Annotated in this window: 26 protein-coding genes; 6 read left to right on the top strand and 20 right to left on the bottom strand. The window is 46.1% G+C overall.

The window, feature by feature from the left end; genetic code table 11:
• Positions 1–24: 24 nt before the first annotated feature.
• The 5 genes from deoC to K3G25_RS11155 form a co-directional block, all read right to left on the bottom strand.
• Positions 25–693: a deoxyribose-phosphate aldolase gene (gene deoC, locus K3G25_RS11175; protein ID WP_004393277.1), complete on the bottom strand. Its 669-nt coding sequence runs from the start codon at positions 691–693 to the stop codon at positions 25–27.
• Positions 694–783: 90 nt separating this feature from the next.
• Positions 784–1,725, bottom strand: coding sequence for a DNA-binding transcriptional repressor DeoR (locus K3G25_RS11170; protein ID WP_014419273.1), 942 nt, complete (start codon positions 1,723–1,725; stop codon positions 784–786).
• Positions 1,726–1,795: 70 nt separating this feature from the next.
• The gene (gene yidA, locus K3G25_RS11165) at positions 1,796–2,608 is read right to left on the bottom strand and encodes a sugar-phosphatase (RefSeq protein ID WP_232489304.1); all 813 of its coding nucleotides are present in this window, start codon (positions 2,606–2,608) and stop codon (positions 1,796–1,798) included.
• Positions 2,609–2,676: 68 nt separating this feature from the next.
• Positions 2,677–3,201, bottom strand: a complete 525-nt coding sequence (locus K3G25_RS11160) for a hypothetical protein (protein ID WP_232489303.1) — start codon at positions 3,199–3,201, stop codon at positions 2,677–2,679.
• Positions 3,191–3,610 carry a lipocalin family protein gene (locus tag K3G25_RS11155; protein WP_007407821.1) on the bottom strand — a complete coding sequence of 140 codons (420 nt, stop codon included), beginning with the start codon at positions 3,608–3,610 and terminating at the stop codon, positions 3,191–3,193. The genes K3G25_RS11160 and K3G25_RS11155 overlap by 11 nt, the downstream gene beginning before the upstream one ends.
• 110 nt (positions 3,611–3,720) lie before the next feature.
• Between K3G25_RS11155 and K3G25_RS11150 the strand changes: the two genes are divergently transcribed.
• The gene (locus tag K3G25_RS11150; RefSeq protein ID WP_014419276.1) at positions 3,721–4,107 is read left to right on the top strand and encodes a hypothetical protein; all 387 of its coding nucleotides are present in this window, start codon (positions 3,721–3,723) and stop codon (positions 4,105–4,107) included.
• A 160-nt stretch (positions 4,108–4,267) separates the two neighbouring features.
• A complete protein-coding gene (locus K3G25_RS11145) occupies positions 4,268–4,630 on the top strand; it encodes a hypothetical protein (RefSeq protein ID WP_007407823.1) in 363 nt (120 codons plus the stop codon).
• Between the two features lie 50 nt (positions 4,631–4,680).
• Here the strand turns inward: K3G25_RS11145 and K3G25_RS11140 are convergent, their stop codons facing one another.
• Positions 4,681–5,073 (bottom strand): hypothetical protein, encoded by a 393-nt coding sequence (locus tag K3G25_RS11140; protein WP_007407824.1) that lies wholly within the window; start codon positions 5,071–5,073, stop codon positions 4,681–4,683.
• 129 nt (positions 5,074–5,202) lie between these two features.
• On the opposite strand from K3G25_RS11140, the gene K3G25_RS11135 reads away from it, so the two are divergent.
• Positions 5,203–6,165, top strand: coding sequence for an iron-hydroxamate ABC transporter substrate-binding protein (locus tag K3G25_RS11135; RefSeq protein ID WP_022554000.1), 963 nt, complete (start codon positions 5,203–5,205; stop codon positions 6,163–6,165).
• A 40-nt stretch (positions 6,166–6,205) separates the two neighbouring features.
• Here K3G25_RS11135 and K3G25_RS11130 read toward each other — a convergent pair whose 3' ends face one another.
• The 7 genes from K3G25_RS11130 to K3G25_RS11100 all read right to left on the bottom strand — a co-directional run bounded on the left by K3G25_RS11130 (position 6,206) and on the right by K3G25_RS11100 (position 13,298).
• Entirely contained in the window at positions 6,206–6,553 is a 348-nt protein-coding gene (locus K3G25_RS11130; RefSeq protein ID WP_004393256.1) for a YxeA family protein, read from the bottom strand.
• Between the two features lie 13 nt (positions 6,554–6,566).
• The gene (gene yxdM / locus K3G25_RS11125) at positions 6,567–8,435 is read right to left on the bottom strand and encodes an ABC transporter permease YxdM (protein ID WP_022554001.1); all 1,869 of its coding nucleotides are present in this window, start codon (positions 8,433–8,435) and stop codon (positions 6,567–6,569) included.
• Positions 8,410–9,183, bottom strand: a complete 774-nt coding sequence (yxdL, locus tag K3G25_RS11120) for an ABC transporter ATP-binding protein YxdL (protein ID WP_007614823.1) — start codon at positions 9,181–9,183, stop codon at positions 8,410–8,412. Before yxdL ends, yxdM begins: the two co-directional genes overlap by 26 nt.
• A gap of 143 nt (positions 9,184–9,326) precedes the next feature.
• Positions 9,327–10,304 (bottom strand): two-component system sensor histidine kinase YxdK, encoded by a 978-nt coding sequence (gene yxdK, locus K3G25_RS11115; protein WP_021494678.1) that lies wholly within the window; start codon positions 10,302–10,304, stop codon positions 9,327–9,329.
• Positions 10,301–10,990: a two-component system response regulator YxdJ gene (gene yxdJ / locus K3G25_RS11110; RefSeq protein WP_029972978.1), complete on the bottom strand. Its 690-nt coding sequence runs from the start codon at positions 10,988–10,990 to the stop codon at positions 10,301–10,303. Before yxdJ ends, yxdK begins: the two co-directional genes overlap by 4 nt.
• 149 nt (positions 10,991–11,139) lie before the next feature.
• Positions 11,140–12,579, bottom strand: a complete 1,440-nt coding sequence (locus K3G25_RS11105; protein ID WP_021494676.1) for a sensor histidine kinase — start codon at positions 12,577–12,579, stop codon at positions 11,140–11,142.
• Positions 12,576–13,298 carry a response regulator transcription factor gene (locus K3G25_RS11100; RefSeq protein ID WP_014419282.1) on the bottom strand — a complete coding sequence of 241 codons (723 nt, stop codon included), beginning with the start codon at positions 13,296–13,298 and terminating at the stop codon, positions 12,576–12,578. The genes K3G25_RS11105 and K3G25_RS11100 overlap by 4 nt, the downstream gene beginning before the upstream one ends.
• A 221-nt stretch (positions 13,299–13,519) precedes the next feature.
• Here K3G25_RS11100 and K3G25_RS11095 point away from each other — a divergent pair, with 221 nt between their 5' ends.
• From K3G25_RS11095 to K3G25_RS11085, 3 genes are read left to right on the top strand one after another with little or no spacing between them, the layout of a single operon-like run.
• Positions 13,520–14,431, top strand: a complete 912-nt coding sequence (locus tag K3G25_RS11095; protein ID WP_232489302.1) for an ABC transporter ATP-binding protein — start codon at positions 13,520–13,522, stop codon at positions 14,429–14,431.
• Positions 14,428–15,186, top strand: a complete 759-nt coding sequence (locus tag K3G25_RS11090; RefSeq protein ID WP_007614844.1) for an ABC transporter permease — start codon at positions 14,428–14,430, stop codon at positions 15,184–15,186. The genes K3G25_RS11095 and K3G25_RS11090 overlap by 4 nt, the downstream gene beginning before the upstream one ends.
• 16 nt (positions 15,187–15,202) lie before the next feature.
• Positions 15,203–15,937, top strand: coding sequence for an ABC transporter permease (locus K3G25_RS11085; RefSeq protein ID WP_021494674.1), 735 nt, complete (start codon positions 15,203–15,205; stop codon positions 15,935–15,937).
• 262 nt (positions 15,938–16,199) lie between these two features.
• Here K3G25_RS11085 and fba read toward each other — a convergent pair whose 3' ends face one another.
• From fba to iolD, 7 genes are all read right to left on the bottom strand, one after another.
• On the bottom strand, positions 16,200–17,072 hold the full coding sequence (gene fba / locus K3G25_RS11080) for a class II fructose-1,6-bisphosphate aldolase (protein WP_029972982.1): 873 nt from the start codon (positions 17,070–17,072) through the stop codon (positions 16,200–16,202).
• Positions 17,073–17,074: 2 nt separating this feature from the next.
• Positions 17,075–17,917, bottom strand: a complete 843-nt coding sequence (gene iolI, locus K3G25_RS11075) for a 2-keto-myo-inositol isomerase (protein WP_007407832.1) — start codon at positions 17,915–17,917, stop codon at positions 17,075–17,077.
• 87 nt (positions 17,918–18,004) lie between these two features.
• Positions 18,005–18,874, bottom strand: coding sequence for a sugar phosphate isomerase/epimerase family protein (locus K3G25_RS11070; protein WP_007407833.1), 870 nt, complete (start codon positions 18,872–18,874; stop codon positions 18,005–18,007).
• A 19-nt stretch (positions 18,875–18,893) separates the two neighbouring features.
• Entirely contained in the window at positions 18,894–19,928 is a 1,035-nt protein-coding gene (locus tag K3G25_RS11065) for a bifunctional inositol 2-dehydrogenase/D-chiro-inositol 1-dehydrogenase (RefSeq protein ID WP_029972983.1), read from the bottom strand.
• Positions 19,929–19,950: 22 nt separating this feature from the next.
• A complete protein-coding gene (locus tag K3G25_RS11060; RefSeq protein ID WP_029972984.1) occupies positions 19,951–21,246 on the bottom strand; it encodes an MFS transporter in 1,296 nt (431 codons plus the stop codon).
• Positions 21,247–21,258: 12 nt separating this feature from the next.
• Entirely contained in the window at positions 21,259–22,155 is an 897-nt protein-coding gene (gene iolE, locus K3G25_RS11055; RefSeq protein ID WP_022554006.1) for a myo-inosose-2 dehydratase, read from the bottom strand.
• Positions 22,156–22,170: 15 nt separating this feature from the next.
• Positions 22,171–24,084 (bottom strand): 3D-(3,5/4)-trihydroxycyclohexane-1,2-dione acylhydrolase (decyclizing), encoded by a 1,914-nt coding sequence (iolD, locus tag K3G25_RS11050; RefSeq protein ID WP_022554007.1) that lies wholly within the window; start codon positions 24,082–24,084, stop codon positions 22,171–22,173.
• Positions 24,085–24,092: the final 8 nt, after the last annotated feature.

The following is a 24,092-nucleotide window of genomic DNA, read 5'->3' as shown; positions in this document are numbered from 1 at the left end:
AGCTTTCAGCTTCCGCACTGCTGATTAATAGTCGCTGCTGCCGCTGTCTCCGCCGCTCACAATAGAGACGCCCGCACTTGCGCCGATCCGGCTCGCGCCCGCAGCGATCATGCTGTCAACATCAGCTTTTGTTCTGATGCCGCCTGATGCTTTGACCCCGATGTCCGGTCCGACTGTTTTTCTCATAAGAGCGATATCTTCAGCCGTTGCCCCGCCTGTAGAAAAACCGGTAGACGTTTTGACGAAATCGGCGCCTGCTGATACCGCTAAGCGGCACGCGCGCTCTTTTTCTTCATCTGTCAAAAGGCATGTTTCGATGATCACTTTGACGAGCGCTTTTTTATCAGCTGCTTCAACTACTGCGCGGATATCAGCTTCAACCGCTTCATCATCGCCGTCTTTTAATGCGCCGATATTGATGACCATGTCAACCTCAGTGGCTCCTTTTGAGATGGCATCCTTCGTTTCAAATGCTTTTGTTTCCGATGTCGTTGCGCCGAGAGGAAATCCGATAACGGTACAAACGTCAACTCCCGTGCCCTTCAGTTCCTCCGCTGCGAGTTTGACCCAAGTCGGGTTTACACAAACGGAAGCGAATTTATATTCTTTTGCTTCTTTTATCAGTTGTAAAATATCTGCTTTTTGTGTATGCGGTTTCAAAGCAGTATGGTCTATTTGACTTGCAATTGACATTGTATGCACTTCCTTTTTCCTAGGATACGTTTAGAATAACCGAATTTTGAACATATGTAAATTGGTAATTGAAATTATGTTCATGAATTGTCACAATTCTTGAATGAGTTTTTTGGCCGTATGCTGATCGGTAATCAAAACGTTGGCGTACTTTCCTTTGAGGGCACCGTGAATGGCCTTGCATTTTCTGCTGCCGCCCGCCACCAGAATCGAACGCTCTTTCATTTTCAAGTCGCTGAGCTCGACTCCGATCGTCCGGCCGTTAATGCTGCTGCTGCAAATCCTGCCTTCCGCGTCAAAAAAGCGCGAACAAATATCCCCGACCCCGTGCGCTTTCAGCAATTGTTTCTCTTCTTCCCGGAAATAGCCGAGTCTGAAAAGCAGCGCCTCATCCCGGACGGTTCCGACCGTAAACAGGGCGATATTGGCTTGTCTGCCCATTTCAATGATCCGCTTAATATGTCTGTCCCGCTCGACCATCTGTTTCACATCGGCGCTGTCAAATATAACCGGCAGCGGCAAATACCTCGGCATCGTCTGAAATGCTTCGGCGAACAGCTGAATCGTTTCTGACGAATACGTATTGACATTGGAATGACTGATGCCGCCTTTCAGCTGCACAACTTCAACGCTCTTTACCTGCTTCGGCTCCATGCGGCTTGCGATCTGGTACATCGTCGTCCCCCAGCTTACGCCGAGTATATCGCCGTCCTTTACGGTTTTATGCATATAGTCTGCGCCATAGCGGCTTAAGTAATGTGTAATGGCCTGGTAATCGTCGCTTGGAGAAAAGACGACGTGCGCCTCAAGCAGCCCGTATTTTTCTTCCAGCTTCGCGCCGAGTTCGTCCAGATCCTCAAATGGGTCCATGACGCGAATTTGCACATACCCTTTTTCCTTTGCGTACTGAAGCAGCCTTGAAACGGTGGGGCGTGACAGATTAAGCCGTTCGGCGATCTGCTGCTGGCTGTAATCTGATTGATAATATAGTTTTGCCGCTTCTATGCTGAGCTGCTGTTTTTCACGATCCATGTCGCGCCTCCCCTCTCCGCTTATCATATCACCAAAATACGCGGTAAAAAAGCACCCTCTGATGGGGTGCCTATTTTTTCAGCACAAGCTCCTGAATCGCATGCGCCACGCCGTGTTCGTTATTTGATTTCGTTTCAAAATCGGCAATCTCCCTTACTTCCGGGATGGCATTGGCCATTGCCACACCGCAGCCGGCCCACTGAATCATGGACATGTCGTTGCCGTTATCGCCGATTGCCATGACGTCTTTCTGTTCAATGCCGAGTTTTTCGGCCAGCAGCTTAACCGCGTTTCCTTTACTGACTTTCGGGTGAAGAATCTCATGGAAGAATGGCGCACTTTTGACCATTGTGTATGTTTCTTTGAATGATTCCGGAATGGAAGCGATCGCTTTCTCCAGCTTGTCCGGATCGTCAATGAACATGACTTTCGGAATCAGAATATCCTTCGGCACTTCATCGATCGTGCGGAAATGAAGCGGCACTTTCGTAATGTATGATTCGTATACCGTGTATTCACTGATATCCCGGTTCGGCGTGTACAGATTGGCTGTGTCAAAGTAATGCATCGGAGTATCCAGCTGTAAGCTCAGCTCGTAAAGCGACTTCAAATCCTCATAACCTAATGACTGCTCGGCCATGACACCGTTTGTATACGTATTTTGGACGAGTGCGCCGTTATAGGCAATCACAAAGTCGCCTTCTTCCTGTAAGTTCAGCTCTTCCAAATACCGACGCACGCCGCCGATCGGCCGGCCCGTGCACAGGACGATATTGACCCCTTCCGCTTTGGCGGCATCAAGCGCCCCGCGGACTTCAGCCGTCACTTCATGATGATCGTTTAGTAGTGTTCCGTCCATATCTATTGCGATTAACTTGTACATCCTGCATCTCCTTTGTATCCTTTTCTTCTTATGCTTTCATCATATCGTTTTTTCGTTTCAATGAAAAATCAAACGGACAAGTTTCTCCGCCTTCTCTTCGTATACCGGGCCTGCCTCCGGATGCGGGGCCGTCTTTTCCCCTTGTCAGCTTGTTCGCCGCCGTCGTCTGTTTTCTGCTTCAAGAGCATCAGCCCCGCCGCAAAGAAAGGGACGGCCGCTATGTCCAGAAGGGCAAGCTTTATTCCCATCGCTGCGGGAAAGTATGCCCATAATGAACGGCTGTTCCGCCTGATCATGATATAAGAAACGATTTCCAGCAGGATAAACAGAGCGTTCACCCACAAGTAAATGAGCATTGCCGCAAACAGAAACAGCAGAAGCGTATTCCGCAGCGTGCCGGAAAACAGAAGAGCGCGCACCATATCAAAGAATGAAAAAGACTGCATGCTGCTGTTGACGACATTGGGATTGTAAATGGTAAAACGCCCGAACTGATCAAAAAGCATAAAAAATAACCATAACAGTGAAAACCATTGAATGATATGTACGATGACACCCGTCAAAACGAGTCTGTCGGCAGCCTTATTTCTCATGTGCATCCTCCCCGCCGGTTTTTATTCTTGTCATTGTTTTTGTTTCTCCGTATATCTTCCAAATGAGCGTACCGTTTTTTCCTCTTTTCAACGTGCTTTTGACGGGGTGCGGATGTCCGAGGTATTCAATCTCGATCGTCCCGTCCGTGTTTTGTGAGATCACCTTGTACACATCTGAGGGCATGGCAACCTCGCCGCGGCCTTGAATGACCTGCTTTGTCAGCACGCTGTCTTTCGTAAACGTGACGGTTTCAGATCTGACCCCGTCCATCGGGCCCGGTTTCAGCCCTGCATCCCATGTCCCGTAATAAAAAGGGGTATCGTCTGCTTTCTTTTGCGAGCAGCCTGTTATCATGACGCATCCGAAAACAAGAACCGTCATGATGAAAATCCGTATGTTCCGCAACATGATCACCTTCCTTTGAAGCTTTTTTACGCCTGTAACTTAGGCAGATGCCGTGGCACTGTGCAATTGACTACATAGTGTATAAAGACTTCACTAGATAAGGAGAATGATGAATGAACCCATATCAGTACTACACCCCGCCTGCCTATTTCCCTCAGCAGCAGGAATACGAAGTGAACCGCGTTGAGTATGAGCCGTATCAGCAGCAGGAAAGCTATTATTATGCGCCCCCTCAGTCTGAAGAGCGGCAGCCGACGGCTTTAGAACGGAGAGTCGCCCAGCTTGAAAGACAAAACGCCCAGCAAACGAGAGAGCTCACCCGCCTCTCACAAGAAGACCAGCGCCAAAACCGGGAAATCACGCGTATGAATGAGCAGATCAGACGGCTGAGCCAGTCCATTGAAATCCATACCCGCCGCTTAAACCGTTTGAATCAGCGCCTGCGCGCAGTCGAAAACAGACTCAATATTCCTTTTCACGCTACAGAAGGCGGCTTCTGAGAAAAAGGGCCGGAATACAAAGCTCGACAGGCCATCCCGAGCCTTGTATTCCGCTCTGTACATAACAGGTAAATATTTGAATCCTTTTCTTGCATGAATGCCTCTCCTATTCTTTCACATGATAAATGTGTAAAATCAATCACTCCAGGAGGTCTTCATGATGTATCAAAACCAATACAGCGGAAATCAGCTGCAGCAATGCCGCCAAACAGCACAGCAGCTTATTCAGCAGACACAGCAAAGCAGTCAGCAGTACAAGCAAATGCTCCAGCAGGAACAGCAAAACATTCAAATGCTTCAGCAGATGCTTAACCATGAACAGCATGCCGTTCATACCATTCAGCAAGCGCTGCAGGGGCATGAAGCGGCCATTCAGAAATGCCAGCAAATCGTGAATGTGTGCAATCAGCTTCAGCAGGAAGTAAGCGGACACATGCCTGCACCGATGGCAAACGCTAATGTTTCTTCATTCCCGCAAACACAGCATCACACACCGTTTCAGCAGCACTCATACCAGCAATAGGCCGGTCATGCAAATGACAAAGCGCGAGATACCGGCTTTGTCATTTGTTTTTATCTCTGTTTTGTCAGATCAATGCGATGAGCGGGTTTTCCGCCGAATTTTGCTTCCGCCTCATGCCTTACCGCTTCAAACGCTCTTGCTTCGACGTTTTGTTTAAACACATCAAGCTGTATCAAATAAGCCGCCCGCACTTTCAGCCCGTGGATGATGGAGATGACCCATAAAGGCAGCACGATATACACGCCCGGCGTGCTCGGCAGCACAAAAGCAATTGCTAAAATAATAAAATAGATAAGTCCGTATTTCAGCCATTTTTTGTTCTTGGCCCGGTAGCCGATATAGAAAAAGGCCAAGAAAGCGGTCAGCGCAAACGGCGCAAAAGTCAGCAGCAGCCACCAGCTGTGCAGCACTTCCCACCAAGTCCCTCTTTTCGTAATCAACATTCATTCCTCCTCCTTTACTACTATAACATGGATAATCAAGGAAGGTTTTCTATAAAAAACATAGACGGAATGACGTCTTCCTGCTATATTAATAATGATAATCATTATCACCGAAATAGGGGGATCATTATGAAGAAACAATCATGGCTGATCGGCCTGGCACTTCTGCTTGTTTTCGCATTAAGCGCTTGCAGCGGCGCGAAGGAAAACAACGGATCGGCATCAGGCAAAGGAAAGACAGACATGCGTACATATGAATCAACAAAAGGAAATATTGACATACCCGCACATCCGAAACGGATCGTCACTGACTTTTATGCAGGTGAGCTGCTGTCCGTTGACGCAAATGTCGTCGGGGCGGGCTCATGGGCTTTCAAAAATCCGTTTATCAAAAAACAGCTGAAAAACACCACGGACATCGGCAATCCCGTCAATGTGGAGAAAGTGATGCAGCTGAAGCCTGATTTAATCGTGCTGATGAAGGATGACCAATACGAAAAACTATCGAAAATCGCACCGACGATTGTCATTCCTTTTAACACCGCAAAGAATACGAAAGATACGGTCAGCCTATTCGGCGACATTGCCGGGGCGAAGGATAAAGCCAAAAGCTTTATGGCAGACTTCAACAAAAAAGCCGAAGCGAATCAAAAGCGCCTCAAAAACGTGATCGGCAAAGACGAGACAGTCGGCCTTTATGAAACGACGGATAAAGGCGAAATCTGGATTTTCAATGACAATTCCGGCCGCGGCGGCCAAGCCGTTTATAACGCGCTCGGATTGAAAGCGCCGGCCAAAATCGAAAAAGACATCATGAAAACGGGCGCCATGAAACAGGTTTCCCAAGAGGTCATCCCTCAATATGCGGCTGATTATATGTTCATTACCGATTACAATCCGAATGGAGAAAGCAAAACATTTGAGCGTCTGAAAGAGTCATCCGTTTGGAAAAATCTCGATGCCGTAAAGAACAACCGTGTCTTTATCAACGATTTCAACACCTTCTATCCGTATGACCCGATTGCCGTCAGCAAACAGATGGATATCATCACCGACATGCTGATCAAACGGGCTGAAGAAAATAAAAAATAAAAAAAGCGGCACAGTCATGACACTGTGCCGCTTTTCATGTTCACTTTAATTTTGACTGTACGGAGCCCGGCATATCTTCAAATCTGACTTCTTCCCAGGTCTCGACATACTTTCCTTTCGCCTTCACCTTCAAATACGCGTTCTTCCGAAGGTCTTTCCCGGCGAAAAAGGTCACTTCTTCTTTTTTCCCGGATGCGTTATATCCGTCTAATGTATACTCAGTACCGCCCGGGCTAAGATGTTTGCCATCTCGATCAATCTGTACATAAACATCTTGCTGGTGAATAAACGGATTAAATCTGTCTGTAACATCATTATGAAAAAAGAGAAGTCCGTATATGACGGCAGCGGCCGCCAAGACGGCCAGGATTGCCAATGCTTTTTTCATCTTTGCACTCCCCTTACTTGTTCATTTTTTTCAAATAGCTTGTCCGCACCGCGAGGAAGAACAGAAGCTGAAAGATGAAAAACCCTCCGATGGTCAGACTGAGCGGCCCCGCTACATCGGAATAGCCTTCCACAGCCAATGTTCTCAAGGCAAACAGCGTATGCATGACGGCAATGACAAATGGAAAGAAGAAAAGAATTGCCAATTGTATCGTCACGCTTTGTGCCATTTCACGCTCACTCAGGCCGATTTTGGCCAGTGAACGGTAGCGCTCCCGGTCCTCATCTAAATCGGTGAACAGCCTGAAATATAAGAAACTTGCTGCCGCGACAAAGAAGACGATGGCGATAAACAGGCCGATGAATAAACTCAGGCTCGGCAGCTGCACCGTATCATAGTACGTCCCGGCTTTTGACATAAAATCAGAATGCACGTCGATATAGTTGCCGTAGATTTCATCTTTCAGAGATTGGCTGAACCCAAGACTGTCTTTCCAATGATCGTAGCTGTAGCCGTATAATGACGCTTTATCACCGAGTGATTTGAGCTGATCAAAGGTTTGATCGTTCACCGCGATGATAGCATTCAATGAGATCAGCGGTTTTTTGACTTCTTTTACCGTCAGTTTTTGGTCAGACGGCTTGCCTTTTTGGTTCAGCAGCTTCAGCTGATCCGGCGCTTCGTTTTTGAAATTGCGGTCATACGTGCCCGGGAAATAGACAGCCTCATCATGTTTCAGGCCGCTCAGCTTGACATGGAAGTATTTTGATACATCCGATTTGCTGATCATGTAAATAGGCGGAACAGTATCTCCTTCCTGATAGCGGACATAGGAAACATTTATTTTGTCTTTCTTATACGTAAAGCCGTGTGTTTTCAGTTCATGGTCAATATCTTTCAAATGAGTCTTTTCTTTTGAATTATTGCTGAAAGATACATACTCCATCTCATAGGCGGACTCTTCCGCCCCGACGGTCGATTTGTACATTGCGAGCACGCCTGTCGCAGTAAACGCAACCGCGGAAATAATGCTGACGATAAAGAACAGGCGGGCGTTGTCTTTTAAACGATAAACAAGGTCAGAAACCCAAATGACATTTTTCCCGCGCAGATAAAAGGTTTTCCACTTCTTCAGCGCGCGCAGAATCCAGATGCTGCTTTGGCTGAAAAAGAAATACGTGCCGATGACGGTAAGCAGTAAAATGATGAACGGTTGAGTCCCGTGGACATTGCCTTTCAGAACCATGCCGTACCCGCCGCAAAGACAGGCGATGCCGAATAAGGACAGAAGCACGGACGGCTTCGGCTCCGGCTTGATCTTGTCAGTGCCCTTTATTAATTTGATCACCGTATTTGATCTGACAAAAAGGATCGTGAACTGCGATAAAAGGAAAAATAAGAGCAGAAATCCGCCGGCCGTAATGCCGAGCGCTTTCCAAGGCATGTACAGAGGCAGCGCGTCCATTTCTAAAATATAAGCGCCGACCGTAAAGAACGTTTTCGAAAAAATGAATCCTCCGATAATCCCGGCTGCGATCGACATGACGCCGATGATCATGTTTTCCGCCGTAATGAGCTTTCTCAGCTGCCCCGGCGTAATACCCTGCATCAGCAGGATACCGAATTCTTTATTTCTCGATTTCAAAAATGCGTTAACCGAATACAGAACAAATAAGAAAGAAAAAACAAAGATCATCCATTCCGCGGCGGTTAAGCCTTTTCTGGCGATGTTATTCAGGTAGCCTTCCTTTAGTGCCGGATGAAACAGGAACATCGCAAAGGTAAAGAAAATCAAAACGGAAAAAGCGCTGCTTAAAAAGAAAGCAAGATAGGCCCTTTTGTTTCTCGTGACGTTTTTATAAGCGAACTGAAGAAAGGTCATTTGCGTTTCCCCCCAGCATAGACAGCACATCAAGAATCTGTTCATAAAATACTTGGCGGTTTTCCCCGCGGTAAATCTCATTAAACAGTTCGCCGTCTTTTATAAAGATGACGCGGCGGCAGTAGCTTGCCGCAACCGGATCATGGGTCACCATCAAAGCCGTGATATGATCATCCTGATTCAGGCTCTGCATCGTTTCCATGACGTCTTTTGACGCTTTGGAATCAAGGTTTCCCGTCGGTTCATCGGCCAGAATGAGTGACGGCTTATGAATGACCGCTCTTGCGATGGCGGCCCGCTGGCGCTGTCCGCCGGATACTTCAAACGTCCGTTTGTTGAGCAGGTCTTCGATTCCGAGCTTTGCCGCGATGCCGTGCAGTTTTTCTTCCATGACAGACGGCGCTTCTTTTTCAAGCGTTAACGGAAGCATGATATTTTCACCGATTGTCAGTGTGTCCAGAAGGTTGAAATCCTGAAACACAAATCCGAGCTGCTTGCGGCGGAAATGAGCGAGCTTTGTCCGCTTCAGGCGGTGCGGGTTTTCTCCGTGAATCAGGATATCGCCTGAATCCGGCCGGTCGATCGTTGAAATGATATTCAAAAGCGTTGTTTTTCCGGAGCCGGACGGTCCCATCACCGCCGTGAACCCGCCTTCTTCTATTGAAAACGAAATTTGTTTTAAAGCTTGATAGGACACTTGTCCTTTATAGGTTTTATTTATATGTTTGACTTCAAGCATATTCGCCATGAAAATCCTCCTTATGGTTTTATTCTTGTTGGTCTGGGCTGCTTTCATGTAGTGCCGGGGCATTTAACATAAAAATCCCCTTGACGTAAATCCATGTTATCAAGGGGAAACAAAACGAGCTATGTTGTTTTCTTAACGCAGCCTTACATTTTTGTAAGAAATGAAAATCGGACCGATGTCCCTTCACCGGGGGACGAGCTGATGTCCACCGTATGATTGAGCTTGCCCGTAATTTCTTTGACGAGATGGAGGCCGATCCCCGTAGATTCTTGGAAACGCCGCCCGTTTTCGCCGGTGTAATAAGGGTCAAACACCCGCTTGATATCTTGCGAGGGAATGCCAACACCGTAATCTTTGACTTCAAGCACCGTCCTGTCTTCATCGCGGAAGACATTCAGCTCAAGTCTGTCACTCTTGCCTGCCGAATATTTGACCGCATTTGTGACCACTTGGCCGATCGCAAATTTGAGCCATTTCGCATCGGTGTAAATCTGATGATCATCGCGAATGTCCATTTTCGGATAAACGCGGTATTGAATAAAAAATCGTTTATAACTTTGAATAACCGATTGGAGAAGCTCTGATAAGGAAACCGCTTCGACTTTAAAATCCCGCTCAAACAGGTCGAGCCTTGATGAATAAAGAAGCGTCTCCAGCCCGAATTCAATCTGCCGAACCTCTTTTTTGATTTGTTCAAAGACGGGCTCATCTTCTTCCTGAATGATTAAATTAATGACCGACAGCGGCGTCTTTACTTGGTGCACCCATTGGTTCATATACGTCACCCGCGCGTCAAGCTTGGCTTCGGTCTCATGGAGCTTCTGGTGCTGCAGCCGGATCAGCTCCATCTGCTTTTCATACAGCTCTGAACAGAACACCGAAGAACCGAGATACGGGATGTCCGTCCCTTCCTGCTCCGAGCTGAGCCAATGATACACGCCGCGGTCTTTGTACCAGCGATAGGCAAGATAACCCGCCAAAATAAGAAGCTGCACGCCCAATATGTAAAACAGGTGGGAAAAAGAATGAAGACCCGCAAACCAGTAATAAAAGAAGACAAACAGCCCTTGAAGGAGAAAAAGCAGAATCAGCACGGCATGAGACCGGAGAAACAGCTTCATGACAGCGCCCTCAGCTGGTAGCCTTCGCCCCGCACCGATTCAATGGAAACAGGCGCATTCAGCTCCCGCAGTTTTTTTCTGAGCCGCGTGATATACACGTTAAGCGTATTATCATCGACGAAAACGTCGGTGTCCCACGTCTTTTCCATGAGACGGTCCCGACTCGTCACCTTTTCTCCCCGCTCCAGCAGCACTTCCAAAAGCTTGCTTTCTTTCTTAGAAAGCTCGCTTTTTTCGTCCTGAAAGCGCAGTTCAAACCGTTCCACAAATAGCTGCACACCGGCATATTCAACCACTTTCTCTCCCTGCTTGGCGGCGTACTCTCCGTATGCCCTGCGGATCTGGCTTTTGATTTTCGCCAGCACAATATCATAAGAAAACGGTTTTTCGATATAATCATCTCCGCCGTTTTCAATCGCCATCACCTGATCCATTTCGCCGCTTCTGGCAGAGATGAAAATGATCGGGCTTGTAGAATGCTGGCGGATCTGGCGGCACCAATAATAGCCGTCATAAGACGGCAGATTGATATCAAGCAGCACCACATCAGGCTTTTCCCGCAAAAAAACATCAAGAACAGCCGTGAAATCCACGGCGGCCACTGTTTGATATCCGTATTTTTCAAGGTAATTCTGCAATAGTCCGCGAATGTCTTCACTATCTTCCACAATCATGATTTTATTCATGCAACCATCCTCCAAAAGGATACGGCTTTTCGGAGCCCTCATTATTTGATGCCCCCATCATAATGCTTTCATCGGTTCTCTGCAACATGAGAAAGCGGGCCTTTATAAAAGACCCGCTTCTCCCTTTCTCAATGTAAGATCGATTATTTCTAATTGACATTGTTATACTTAGATGGCGGACTCGGAAAGGTAATTTTAAATCTTGTGCCAACTCCCGGCTGACTATATATATCAATATTTCCCCCATGTGCCTTGATAATTTGTTGAGCAATAGCCATTCCTAATCCAGTCCCTGAGTTATTTGACGAAGCGCTTATCCCTCTGAAATACCGATCAAATAAACATTCAACCGTCTCTTCGTCCATTCCTATCCCATCGTCTTCTATTATAATTTGTATTTCATTGTCATGTAACACGTCATGATATAATATGACCTTTATTTTAGTGCCCGGAGGATTATGTTTAATACAATTAGCAATCAAGTTTTCAACTGCGCGCTTTAGGTACCTTTCATCCATATTAAAAAGTATCTTATTGTGACTGGATTCTAAAGCGAATCTCTTATTTTCTGACTCCGGTAGCAGCTTCATTTTTTCTAAAGTGTCATGAATTACTTTCACTACGTTTTTTTCTTCAAGATGGATTGGAAGCGACTCATTTTTCAATTGAAAAGTTAAGTTGAAATCTTCAATCAGCTTTTCCATATATTCGACACGTTCTTCCATTATTAAGGAAAAATCACGCACTTGCTGATTTTCCCACTCATATTCATTTGAAGATAAAAGAACCGTATATCCCTTAATAACCGAAAGAGGGGTTTTTAAATCATGTGAGACACCGGCCATCCACTCTTCTCGTGTCTTTTCCAATAATTCTCGCTCAGCCTTATTCCTTTGAAGCGTTGAGGTAAGTTCAGACAGAGCCTGCATTAATTCTTGATAGGTCTTATATCCAGATTTATTATGTCTATATTTGCTTGAATGAAACTTCCAATCATAAGGTTCTTCATATTTTTCTTTAGACAAATTCTCAATCCAAGATACAATAAACAGCAGGGGAGCACCTAGTTTTTTTCCGTAAAATATTGCAATGACAATCCCTGCCATAATAATAGAAACAATCCACAAGTTATTCACCCAATAGAAAAAAGGGTTATTTTTTTCCATCGGCTTTCCCAATACCCATGTTAAATCCTGATTGTTTTTCGTTTCGTACCACGTAGATAATTGATAACCTTTTTTGGCAGGATACATGTAATCTGATATTAACTCTCCAAGAATATAATGCTTAGGTATATTTTGAGGTTTATTAAAAGAAAAAACCTCATCTCCTTGTTCATCTAAAATTTGAATCCACATCCGGTTCTCTAATAAATCTTCTTTTGCTTTCGTATTTATTGAAAATTGTTTATCTGCAACAACTGTTTGGTCAACAATTTTTTTTAAGGATAAGTGCGGCGTTTCCATTTTATTCTGACCTAAGACGAGGCTGAAAAATATGATACTGCCCACAATGAGCACACCCCAAATAAACATGAGTAAAAAAAGTCTCGATACGAAGTAAAATGCTATCCTATTTCTCAGCTTCAAAATAAATCCTCATCTATAGGCTCTGCTTCAAATATATAGCCCTGTCCTCGAACCGTTTTAATCCATCTAGGTCTGCTCGGGTCTTCCTCTAATTTTTCACGTAATCGTCTTACATGTACCATTACAGTACTATCTCCGCCATAAAACTCCCCCCACACATCTTTATAAATTTGGTGTTTACTTAAAATTTGATTGGGATGTTCACAGAAATAAATCAGAAGTTTCATTTCCTGAGCAGGGCAATCTATTCTTGTCCCGTTAACAACAAGTCTTCCGGTATTGGGATCTATTTTAAAATATTCATAATCGTATACCTGTTTTAGAGGGTAAGAAGAAGAGAGTTGAGTCGTTCTCTTTAATTGGGCTTTTACACGAGCTACAATTTCTAGTGGATTAAATGGTTTAGTAATATAGTCATCTCCCCCAAAACTAAACCCTTGCAATTTATCTAAATCTGTTGTTTTTGCCGTTAAGAAGAGTATCGGCACATTTGTATGCGAGCGTATTTTGCTGCATAAGGTGAAGCCATCAGTGTCCGGAAGCATGACATCTAATAAAATAATATTTGGAAGTTCCTGATCGATTTTCAGAAGGGTTTCGCTCCCTGTCATAGCTGTGGAAATATTGCTGAAACCTTCCTTTTCAAAGCAAGTTATTAATAAGTTTAAGATATGTTCGTCATCATCCACCATGAGGATTTTGTTCTCTTCTAACGTCATAAGTTACCCTCCTTTTTTTCTCATTTTAAATGAAATCGAATACATAAGAGTTGGAAAAGGAAAGAATTTAGCTTTTGTTTAGATTTCAGAATATTCTTATCAAATAATCAATTTTACTATATGCAGTCAATAAACCATGGATGTCGTTAAGTGAATGTTTAGGAAGAGTTTCGTTTGTGTTTAAAGAACATCGCTTATGATAAAAGTGAGGTGAGAGACAAATGAATGATCAAATAGTGGTAACACACGATCTGACTAAAAAGTATAAAAAGCATACTTCTGTTGATGGATTAAACTTAAGGATTAGGCGTGGCGAAATTTATGGTTTTCTTGGACCGAATGGTGCTGGTAAAACAACAACCATCCGAATGTTATTAGGTTTAATTAAACCAACAAAAGGAAACATCGAAATCTTTGGCCAAAACCTAAACGAGAATCGTTTGCAGATATTGCAAAGAATCGGGTCACTGGTAGAATCTCCAACTTATTATGGTAATTTAACAGGTTACGAAAACTTAGAAGCTGTTAGGAGGTTACGAGGACTTCCGGAACAACGGGTCAATGAAGTATTGGAAACTGTAAGGTTATCTAAAGTAGCAAATCGACTGACTAAGGAGTATTCCCTTGGAATGAAACAACGTTTGGGAATTGCAGTTGCCCTGTTAAGCAGTCCTGATTTATTAATTCTGGATGAACCGACAAACGGTTTAGATCCATCCGGTATCCAAGAAATAAGAGAGCTAATTAAAGAATTGCCTAAATCGGGAATGAGTGTTATTGTATCCAGCCACTTATTGAGTGAAATAGACCAAATGGCTACTCAAGTGGGAATTATCAACAATGGAAGGATGATTTTTCAGGACTCGATTGCAAGTTTACATCAAAAACGAAAACCACTATTAAAAGTCGGTGTTAGTGACGTAATCGAAGCAAAAACAATACTAAACAGGAAAGGATTAAAGGTTGATTTACAAAAAAATTATTTGTGGCTGTCTCAAACAGAACCGGAATTTGTTTCAGAAATCAATTCCATACTTCTTCATTCAGGGCTGTCTGTATTTCGACTTGAAGAAAAGACACGATCACTTGAGGATATTTTTTTAGAATTAACCGGTACAGAGGGAAGTCTATGAAAAAGTTATTATGGGCAGATCAATTAAAACTGAAACGTTCGTCGTTATTGATTGTAGTCTTATTGGTTCCCTTACTCATTATAGCATATGAGTTGGTAAATCTTACTTATCGATCTGAATACGTGGAAAAACAAGCTGAAATGTTCCATGCTGGATCAATGTGGATGTATTTACTGTATGATAACAGTTTGTTATTTGGTCTGGGTTTTCCATTAGCCGCCACACTTTCTGCGTCAATAATAGCAAATATAGAGCATCAAGCAAACGGATGGAAGCAAACCCTTTCTTTTCCTGTATCTAGAATGCGAATTTATGTAAGTAAATTTATTTGCTTAGTAGTCAGTTTATTTATTTCGTCAACAATCTTCTTGCTCGGCATGGTACTGCTGGGCAAACTGGTAGGATTCGAAGGTAGTGTACCTTGGGGACTTTTGTTTGGAGATAGTTACAGCATGTTAGTTACAGTACTGCCTATAATGGCATTCCAGATATGGTTATCTATGGTGTTTAGCAACCAAGCATTCTCAATTCTTGTAGGATCAGTATCATCTATAATGGGTTTGTTTTTGGCAGCTGCTCAATCAACGAGATGGTTTCCGCTGGCTTATCCTAGTCAATCTTCGACAGTCATTCTGCAGTATGAAGGTATAGGATATAACCCAGATCTTTCATCTTACCTTTGCATTAGCCTTTTCTTAGGGATAATTATATTATTTCTAGGCTCTATTCATTTTGCTAAACGGGATGCTTTGTAAAAAGGAGGCGAAATACTTGAAAAACATTTTATTTGTAGAACGTTTAAAGCTTAAGCGATCAAAGTTATGGATCATCTACTTATTAGGGCCTTTGTTAGGTGTATCCCTGGCATACACTAACTTTATTAAAAACTATAACCTTTTTATGAATCCCGGAGACAATCCCTGGGTAGAGGCTTGGACACAAGTTGCCTTATTTATGGGCCCTTTTGTATTGCCTATCGTAGTGGGAATTTTCGCCGCCCTTGTTTGCAGGGGGGAACATGCAGGAGGCGGTTGGAAACAGCTTCTAGCCTTACCAGTCAAACACTCAGATATCTTTCTGGGAAAGTTTCTGACAGTGGTCCGCATGATATTCATTAGTATGTCCATTTTAATCCTCTTATTTATTGGATTCGGTTATATGTTAGGCATAAGCGGGAGTCTTCCTTTACTTACAATTCTAGGTTATGGAATTAGAGGGATCTTAGCTTGTTTACCATTAATTTTATTGCAGCTTATTGTTTCAATCAGGTCTAAAACATTTGGCATACCACTCGCTGTTAGCATTGTTTTTACATTACCGGCCATTATTATTGCCAGTACACCATTAGGTCAAGTATATCCATGGACACAGCCTATGTTAGCAATGTCACCCGAAGATGAATCACCGATTCAATCAAATTTCCTGTTTTACTCAATTATGGTAATAACGTGTCTCGGTCTCCTGGTTTACGGAATAAGAAGTTTTACTAAACGAGACCTTACGTAGGGTATATGCGGTATAAACTTATGACTTATAGATTATTTCAACAAAAAAGAAAGTTACCGACATCATCGATAAAGAAAAGGATAATAACGAATTCTAGTTTTCATAACTATAGTAAACGAGGGGGCAAGCTGTATACAATTCGCTTGGATTGAAAGGGCCTGTAAAGGTTGAACAGGTTGATTTGATTGTGATACTTTGGTGAAACGCAAGAAGGAAATAAACGGAAAGACGAAAGCACTCACGATGTTGTGAGTGCTTTTCATCAGCCGACCTGCTGTTTTACGGCTTTACCGGCTGATCCGAACTCTCTCATTTTGCTTCGCACTGTCTCTTCCACGGCTTCAATGCCGGGTGTCATGTAGCCGCGCGGTTCGTACAGATCTCCGTTTTCCTGAAACATGCGGCGTGTTTCGTCTGTCCAGGCTACCATACATTCCGTGTTGATATTGATTTTCGCGTGGCCGAGCGTGATGGCTTTTTTGACCTGATCCTGCGGAATCCCGGATGCTCCGTGAAGAACGAGAGGAATATCAGTCATGCGGGAGATTTCCTCCATTTCCTTAAATCCGAGATTCGGCTCGCCCTGATATTTGCCGTGGACGGAGCCGAGGGCGGCGGCTAGCGCGTCGATATTGGTTTCTTTGACGATCCGCTCACATTCGGCGACATCGGCATAGCGGACTCCGCCGACCAGCCCGTCTTCCATGCCGCCGACCGTGCCGACTTCTGCTTCTACTGACACGCCGTGCTTAGCGGCATAATCGGCGACTTCTTTTGTCATCGCGATGTTCTCATCAATCGGATGATGGGAGCCGTCAATCATCACTGAGCTGAATCCGGCGTCAATGGCCTGTCTGCAGCGTTCCGCACTGCTTCCGTGATCAAGATGGAGCACGACGGGAACGGTAATCGCCATTTCTTCCATTAACGCGCCGACCATGGCGGAAATCGTTTTAAATCCGCCTAAATAGTCGACCAGACGATCGGAAGCCGCGGCGATGACCGGCGATTGCTCCTTTTGCGCGGCTTGCAGAATCGCCTTCGTCCATTGGAGGCCGTTGATATTAAATTGGCCGACTGCATAATGCTCCCGTTTCGCTTCTGCAAGAAGATGTTTCATGGTGACAAAAGCCATGTTCACGCCTCCTTCATGAAGTATTTTGATACGACGGCTTCCGTTGTTTCCTTTGCCGTTTTGATCGTTTCCTCCGCAGTCAGCTTATAATATTCAGGTCTGAACAGCTCTACGGAGACAACATCATTGAATCCGATTTCTTTTAACGCTGACAGATGGGCGTCTAAGTCAATCGCACCCTGTCCAGGCCAGACGCGGTCTTCATCCGTTAAAAAGCCGATCGGGAAGTCCTCTGTATCGTCGATATGATAGATGAAAATTTTCTTTCCGTCCGCCTGCTTCAAACTCTCAATATTGGAGCCCATCGCGTGGAAATGGAAGCTGTCAAACACCAGTCCGACATTATCGCGGCCGACAGCGTTCACGATGTCATACGCCTGTTCAAATGTATTGACCGTACATTGCGGGTGGCCGACAAATTCAAGGGCAATGTTTACGCCGTACGGCTCCGCGATGTCCGAAAGCTCAGTCAGCACCTCTATGCTGCTCTTTTTGATCTCTTCTTTCAAGATTTTCCGCTCTGTCACAAGCGGCACGGCCACCACATATTTCACGCCGAGCGTTCTGCAGGTTTCCATCATGCTTTTGAATTCCGAAATGATCTCCCTATAGCCCTTCTCATCACGGTTGTTGAAGAAAACCAGTGCGTTCAGGGCAAGCGGTTTAATGTGATGGGTTCGAAAATATTCCGCCAGATCGGCCAGTGAATGGTCTTTTAAGTATTCCGGCAGCTTATCCATTGTGCGGATTTCAATATAATCATAGCCGTGCTTTTCGCACAGTTCTAAATCCTGTTTCAGGTTTGAATTCTCCAGCGTAGTCGCTTCATTAAAGCAAAGTTTCATGTCAGCCTCTCCCATCCGCGTTTTCGATATGAAGGGAGTCCGGCTGGAGGGCTTTTTTGCCCCGCTCCGCCGAACTCCGTACTCAGCTTATGCCATACCCAGTTCTTCCTTTAATTTCTTAAGCGTGGTCCGGCTTGATTCATCCGCTCTTTCGCCGACCCAAGCAAAAACGGCGTTCGTCGCAATTCCGTCGAATTTCATCTCTCTCATCTTTCTGAAAATCGTCTCAAAATCAACCTCGCCTTGACCGATGTCCAAATGCTGGTGAACCGTTACTTTCGCATCAGGCGGGTTGACGATGTAACGCAGGCCGTGCGCCGCTTTATGATTAAAAGTATCTGCAAATAAAACATGTGTAAGGCGGTCGCCGGCTTCATCAAACATGGTCGCAATATCGCCTTTTCCGTCATCATAGAAGAACGTATGCGCAGTCGAGTAGACAAGATTGATCCAATCCTTGTCAAGCGCGCGGATCATATCCATCGCGCCTTTGTGCGTTTCGATAAAATCGTATGGGTGAGCCTGAAGATTGAGTTTAACGCCTTCTTTTTCAAAAACGGGCAGCAGTTCATCCATGGATTTGATAAATTTTTCTTCACTTGTCAAAGGATCATATTTTGAACCGCTGAATTCACTGTTCATCAAATCCACTTCAAGTTCAACCGCAATTTCGATCGCCCGTTTCCAGTTGCGCACGGCGGCCTGTCGGCGGTCTTCATCAGGACCCGCCCAGTGGTAAAGCGGAAGAAGAGAGGACAGCTTCACACCTGTATCCTTTAAAAGGCGCTTCAATTGTTTGATTTTTGCTGAATCGACTTTCGGATATTTGTAGAAAGGACAAAAATCCTCGCGCGGGGACAATTCGATATATTCATATCCGAGCTCCGCCGTTTTATAGACCATTTCCTCTAACGTTAAATCATCACGGTACATGGATGGATCTAAGGCCAGTTTCATTTCTTTCACTCCCGATCTATTATTTGTTCACAGTCGTAAATGATTGGTAGAATGCCGGTTTCTCTTGCAGCGCCACAGGCTCTTTCTGCCCGGATTCCTGAGCTTTTACGCACGCGTCAGTTGTCACCGCGGCAATATAACCGTCCCATGCCGTCGGACCGCTGACTTCGCCTTTTTTCCGGATCGAATCAATGAAGTCTTGAATTTCCACATCATACGCAGCCACAAATCGGCGCTGCCAATCCATCAGGATATCGGTGCTGAATGTCCCTTCTTTTCTCAAGCTGATGCTTGACGGTTCCGGAAGCTTGATGACGCCAACTTCCCCGACGATCTCACATTGAATGTCATAGCCGTATTTACAGTTCACGTAGATTTCGGCATTGATGACGATGCCGCCTTTTGTTTCAATGATGACCATCTGCGGATCTTTCAGATGCGGCAGCGCATTTTTTGATTTCTTCGGATAGATGACCTGTACGGATTCATAGTCGTCATTGACGAGCCAGTGGAGGACATCAATTTCATGAACGAGCGTATCGACGACGGCCATGTCCGTTGAATAATTCGATGCGACTGTCGGGTTGCGGTGCGCACAGTGAATCATCAGCGGCTCGCCGACCACGCGGTTGTCGATCGCTTCTTTCAGCTGAACGTAACCGCTGTCATATCTGCGCATAAAACCTACCTGCACCAATCGTTTTCCCGTCTTCATTTCTTCCTCGACAATGCGCATACAGCCTTCTGCCGTTGTCGCAAGCGGCTTTTCACAAAACACGTGCTTGCCGTGCTGAATCGCTTTCAAAACGCTGGACTCGTGAGCCGGGCCCCAGCTTGTCACTAAGACGGCATCCACATTTTCAGCAGCGAGGAGGCTGTCGTCATCAGGATAAACGGAGGCGTTCAAATTGAAATCCTGAACGGTCTGCTGCGCGGCCTCCTGATTCACATCTGTGACAGCGGTAATTTCCGCTCCGGACAGCTTATTTGTGATGCGGTTGATGTGCTCTTTTCCGATAGCACCGGTTCCGATAACACCTATACGTAAATTCATTGATCGCCACTCCTTCTGATAATCAAATAATGGTTCTCGTCTTTCTTTTCCCGCTGCCGTCCTGAGGAGCGCCGTACAGTTCCTCCTGTATCTGTTCAAGCGACTTGCCGGACGTATTCGGCGCGAAGACAAGCCCGATGATCATACTGGCCGTCACACATATGAGCAGAATACCGGCCATAAAACCGATGCCGAATTGTGACATGATGACCGGCACAAATAAACTCCAAATGCCGATTGAAATACGGACGAGAAAGAACATGAGCCCTTGTGCTGACGCTCTGTATTCTGTCGGGAACAGCTCGCTTGCCCACAGCTGGTAGTTCGCCTGCTGGCCGGCTCCGTTATTGATGCCGATCGCTAAAACAAACAAAAGCAGCATCGGGAGCCCCTGAAACGGCAGTAAAAACAGCAACCAGCCGACAACGGCCATAAATGCGCAGATTCCGAACACCGTTTTCCGATATTGATCTGCAAAAGGCATGAAGATACAGGCGACGCCGAGCCCGGTAAAGATAAACAGGGCCATCTGCAGAATGTTGGCCGTATTTGCGGATACGCCGCCGACCTGCTGGTAGATGTACGGCATGAAGAACCCCATGACGCCCGCTGCGAGATTCCATACGAGAAACACACCCATTAAAAACAAAATGTTCTTGAAAAATTTCGGCTGAAGCAGGTCAAAATAAGATGTTTTTTTCACGGCGGCAGGCCGCTCTTCACTGTTTTTCCAGGCATCCGACTCAGGTAAACGCTTTCTTATCACATATGTGATCAGGGCGATCACCAATAGATGCGCAAAGACAATTTTATTTCCTAAAAGCCCGAGGTCACCGACCAAAACGGATAACAGCAGAACCACAACGGCTCCTGCGGCCCACGCCACCTGCGCCACTCCGCAATGCCTCGCCCGGTTTTTCTCGGGGGCGTTTTCCGCGATAATGGTCCATGAAGCCGTAATATCCGCGCCTACAGAAATCCCGATAATCATGTATCCGCATAACAGCATGGGAAAGTTGAATCCAAACAAAACCAAACAAATTCCTAAGGCGTAGACGAGCATACTGTTTGTGTATACAGCTTTTCGGCCGACTTTATCAGCCAAATACCCGCCGAGCAGCGCTCCGACGGCCGCTGATATCGCGTTTGCACTGAAGGCGCCGAGCAATCCGATCTGACTGTCGGACAGCTTTAAATAGCTGACCCACATAGATAAACCCGCTGATCCTGCCACGATGGAACCTGCATCAATGTAATTTGCTAATGCTGCGGCGATGGTCCTTTTGCTGAAAGCTGATTCCGCCTTGGCACTATTCATATAAGTCCCCCTCTAATTTGCAGGATCAAGCAGTTCACTGTCGATGTACTTTCTCGCAATCAGCGCGTACTCAAGCGGATTGGCGACTGCCGGGTCTTGTTCGGCTTCGATGACGATCCAGCCTGAATAATCATGACGGACGAGCGTTCGGTACACTTCGGTAAAATCGATGCATCCGTCTCCGGGAACCGTAAAAATGCCCTGTAAAAACGACTGCCTAAATGACTTGCCTTCCTGTCTGCACCGCTCCATAATGTCAAACCGCGCGTCCTTGAAATGAACGTGTCTGATCCGATCCATATGCTTGTTGAGAATTGTCATATAGTCTCCGTCCGAGATATAGGCATGCCCGGTATCATAAAGTAAATGGACATACTGCGGGTCCGTTCCATCCATCAGCCGGTCAACTTCTTCCGCCGTCTGGACGCCTGTGCCGAGATGATGATGAAAAACCATGTCCAGCCCGTATTCGTCAGCGATTTTCCCGAGACGGTTCAAGCCCTGGCACAGCGTATCCCATTCTTCATCTGTGAAGTGCGGTTTTTTCTTAAATACATCAATGTCCAAGCCTTGAACACTGTACGTCTGTTCAGAAACGGTGGCGACATCCGCTCCGACTTTCTGCAAATAATCACAGTGTTCTGTAAATTGTTCAGCCGTTTTTTCAATACCGTCTTGAATGATAAAGCTGCTGAACCATTTCCCCGCAATCCGTAAGTTCCGGAGAGCCAGCTCCTTATTCAGGACGGAGGGTTCAGGGAAAAACCCTCCCACTTCCGTACCTTGAAAGCCGGCGACAACAATATCGCTTAACAAATGCTGCAGCGTATTCCCGGCTCCGATTTCCGGCATATCGTCATTGCGCCACCCAATGGGAGCGATGCCCCACAGAATATCTTGTTTGCCCATCGTGATGCCTCCCCTCTAGTACTGCTTCGCAGACTTCAGCTTCATCTCTTTCGCTTCGTATGCCCGCTGAACGCTTTCCTGCTCAGACACTTCCGCCACGCCGACATGCCACCAGCTGTCATAGCCGTCCGTCATCGTTTTCGGCAGAACCTTCATTTCAATTAAAGTGGATACGTCTTGCGTTTTCGCATCTTCAAGCGCCGCTTTCAGTTCTTCAACCGTATTGGCTCTGTATGTTTTAGCGCCGTAGCCCTCTGCCACCTTCGCGTAATCAACGTTTAAAATCTGATTGTCCTCTGTGCGGAACTCGCAGAAATAACTGCCGCTCCCGTGATCCATCTGCAGGTTGTTGATACAGCCGAATCCCGAGTTGTCAAAAAGCAGGACATTGATTTTTTTGTTATATTGAAGCGCGGTAATCAGCTCTGAGTGCAGCATCAGAAAGCTTCCGTCGCCGACGAGTGAATAGACTTCTTTGTCGGGATGGGCCAGCTTGAGGCCGAGCGTGCCCGATACCTCATACCCCATGCAGGAATAGCCGTACTCGAGGTGGTACGTATTCGGGACGTTGGAATGCCACAGCCGCTGCAAATCTCCCGGAAGAGATCCCGCCGAACTGATGACGACGCTGTCTTCAGGAATCGTGTCATTGATGGTCAACAGCGCCGTTGTTTGCGGCAGCTCAGTCTCGAGCGCATCGGCATACTCGTTTAACACATCCTGTGAGAAATGGTTTTTAATTTCCGGTTCGAACGCATCACGTGTAAAAGTGACCTTGCCGAGCCGGTCCCGTTCAGCCAGCCATTCATCTTTCCAATCTTTAATCGCCGTGCCGAATGCACTTTTATATCCGTCTAATAAGCCATGCAGTCTGCCGAGCGTCACTTTCGCATCGGCTACGACCTGAAACGCGTCAAGCTTGTAAGCCTGCATGCGGCTGACGTTGATATTCAAAAATTTTGCTTTGTCAAAATCAAACGCCGTTTTCGAGGATGTCGCAAAGTCCGTATACCGTGTGCCGACACCGATGATCAGATCAGCCTGGCGGGCGGCTTTGTTTGCGGCGAGTGTGCCCGTGATGCCCATGCCGCCCAGATTGTTGGCGAAATCGGCTTCAACCGTTGACTTGCCGGCCTGCGTTTCGACAAGCGGAATGCCGTATGTTTCAGAAAGCGCGATTAATTCCTCACGCGCGCCGGAGTACTTCGCGCCTCCGCCCACTAAAATGACGGGACGGCTGCTCTCCTTAATTTTTTCCGCGGCGCCTTTCAGCTCACGCTCGCTTGGCTGCATCCGGTCAATGTAATGAACGCGTTTTTCAAAGAAGCTTTCATCAAAATCAAATGCTTCTCCCTCTACATCCTGAGATATGCAGATGGTCGCCGGGCCCGCTTTTGCCGGATCTGTCATCACTTCAAACGCCCGGATTAAGCTGCTCATCAGCTGCTCGGGGCGGGTAATGCGGTCCCAATAGCGGGACACAGGCTTTAACGCATCGTTTGTCGTGACGGCGGCACTGTATTCCTGCTCCACCTGCTGAAGCACCGGGTCAGGCTGCCTCGTCGCAAAGGTATCGGCCGGAAGCAGCAGCACCGGGATATTATTGGCCAGCGCCGTACCCGCGGCAGCCGTCAAGTTAGCGGCACCCGGACCGACCGATGTCGATACCGCGTAAATTTTTCTTCTCAGCATCTGCTTGCTGTATGCCATCGCGGCATGCGCCATGCCTTGTTCGTTTTTGCCTTGATAGACTTTCAGGTGCCCGGCGTCCTGCTCAAGCGCCTGCCCGATCCCCAACACATTTCCGTGGCCGAAAATCGTGAAGATGCCCTCAACGAACGGCTCTTCTTTTCCGTCAACATGAATGTACTGCCGGTTCAAGAATTTAATCAGCGCTTGTGCTGTCGTTAAGCGAATTGTCTTACCCACAAACGATC

It is taken from the genome of Bacillus sp. FCW2, from assembly GCF_021228595.1.
GTDB lineage: Bacteria > Bacillota > Bacilli > Bacillales > Bacillaceae > Bacillus > Bacillus velezensis.
Note: the sequence above shows the minus strand (reverse complement) of the source record. Positions and strands in the feature narration are given on the sequence as shown.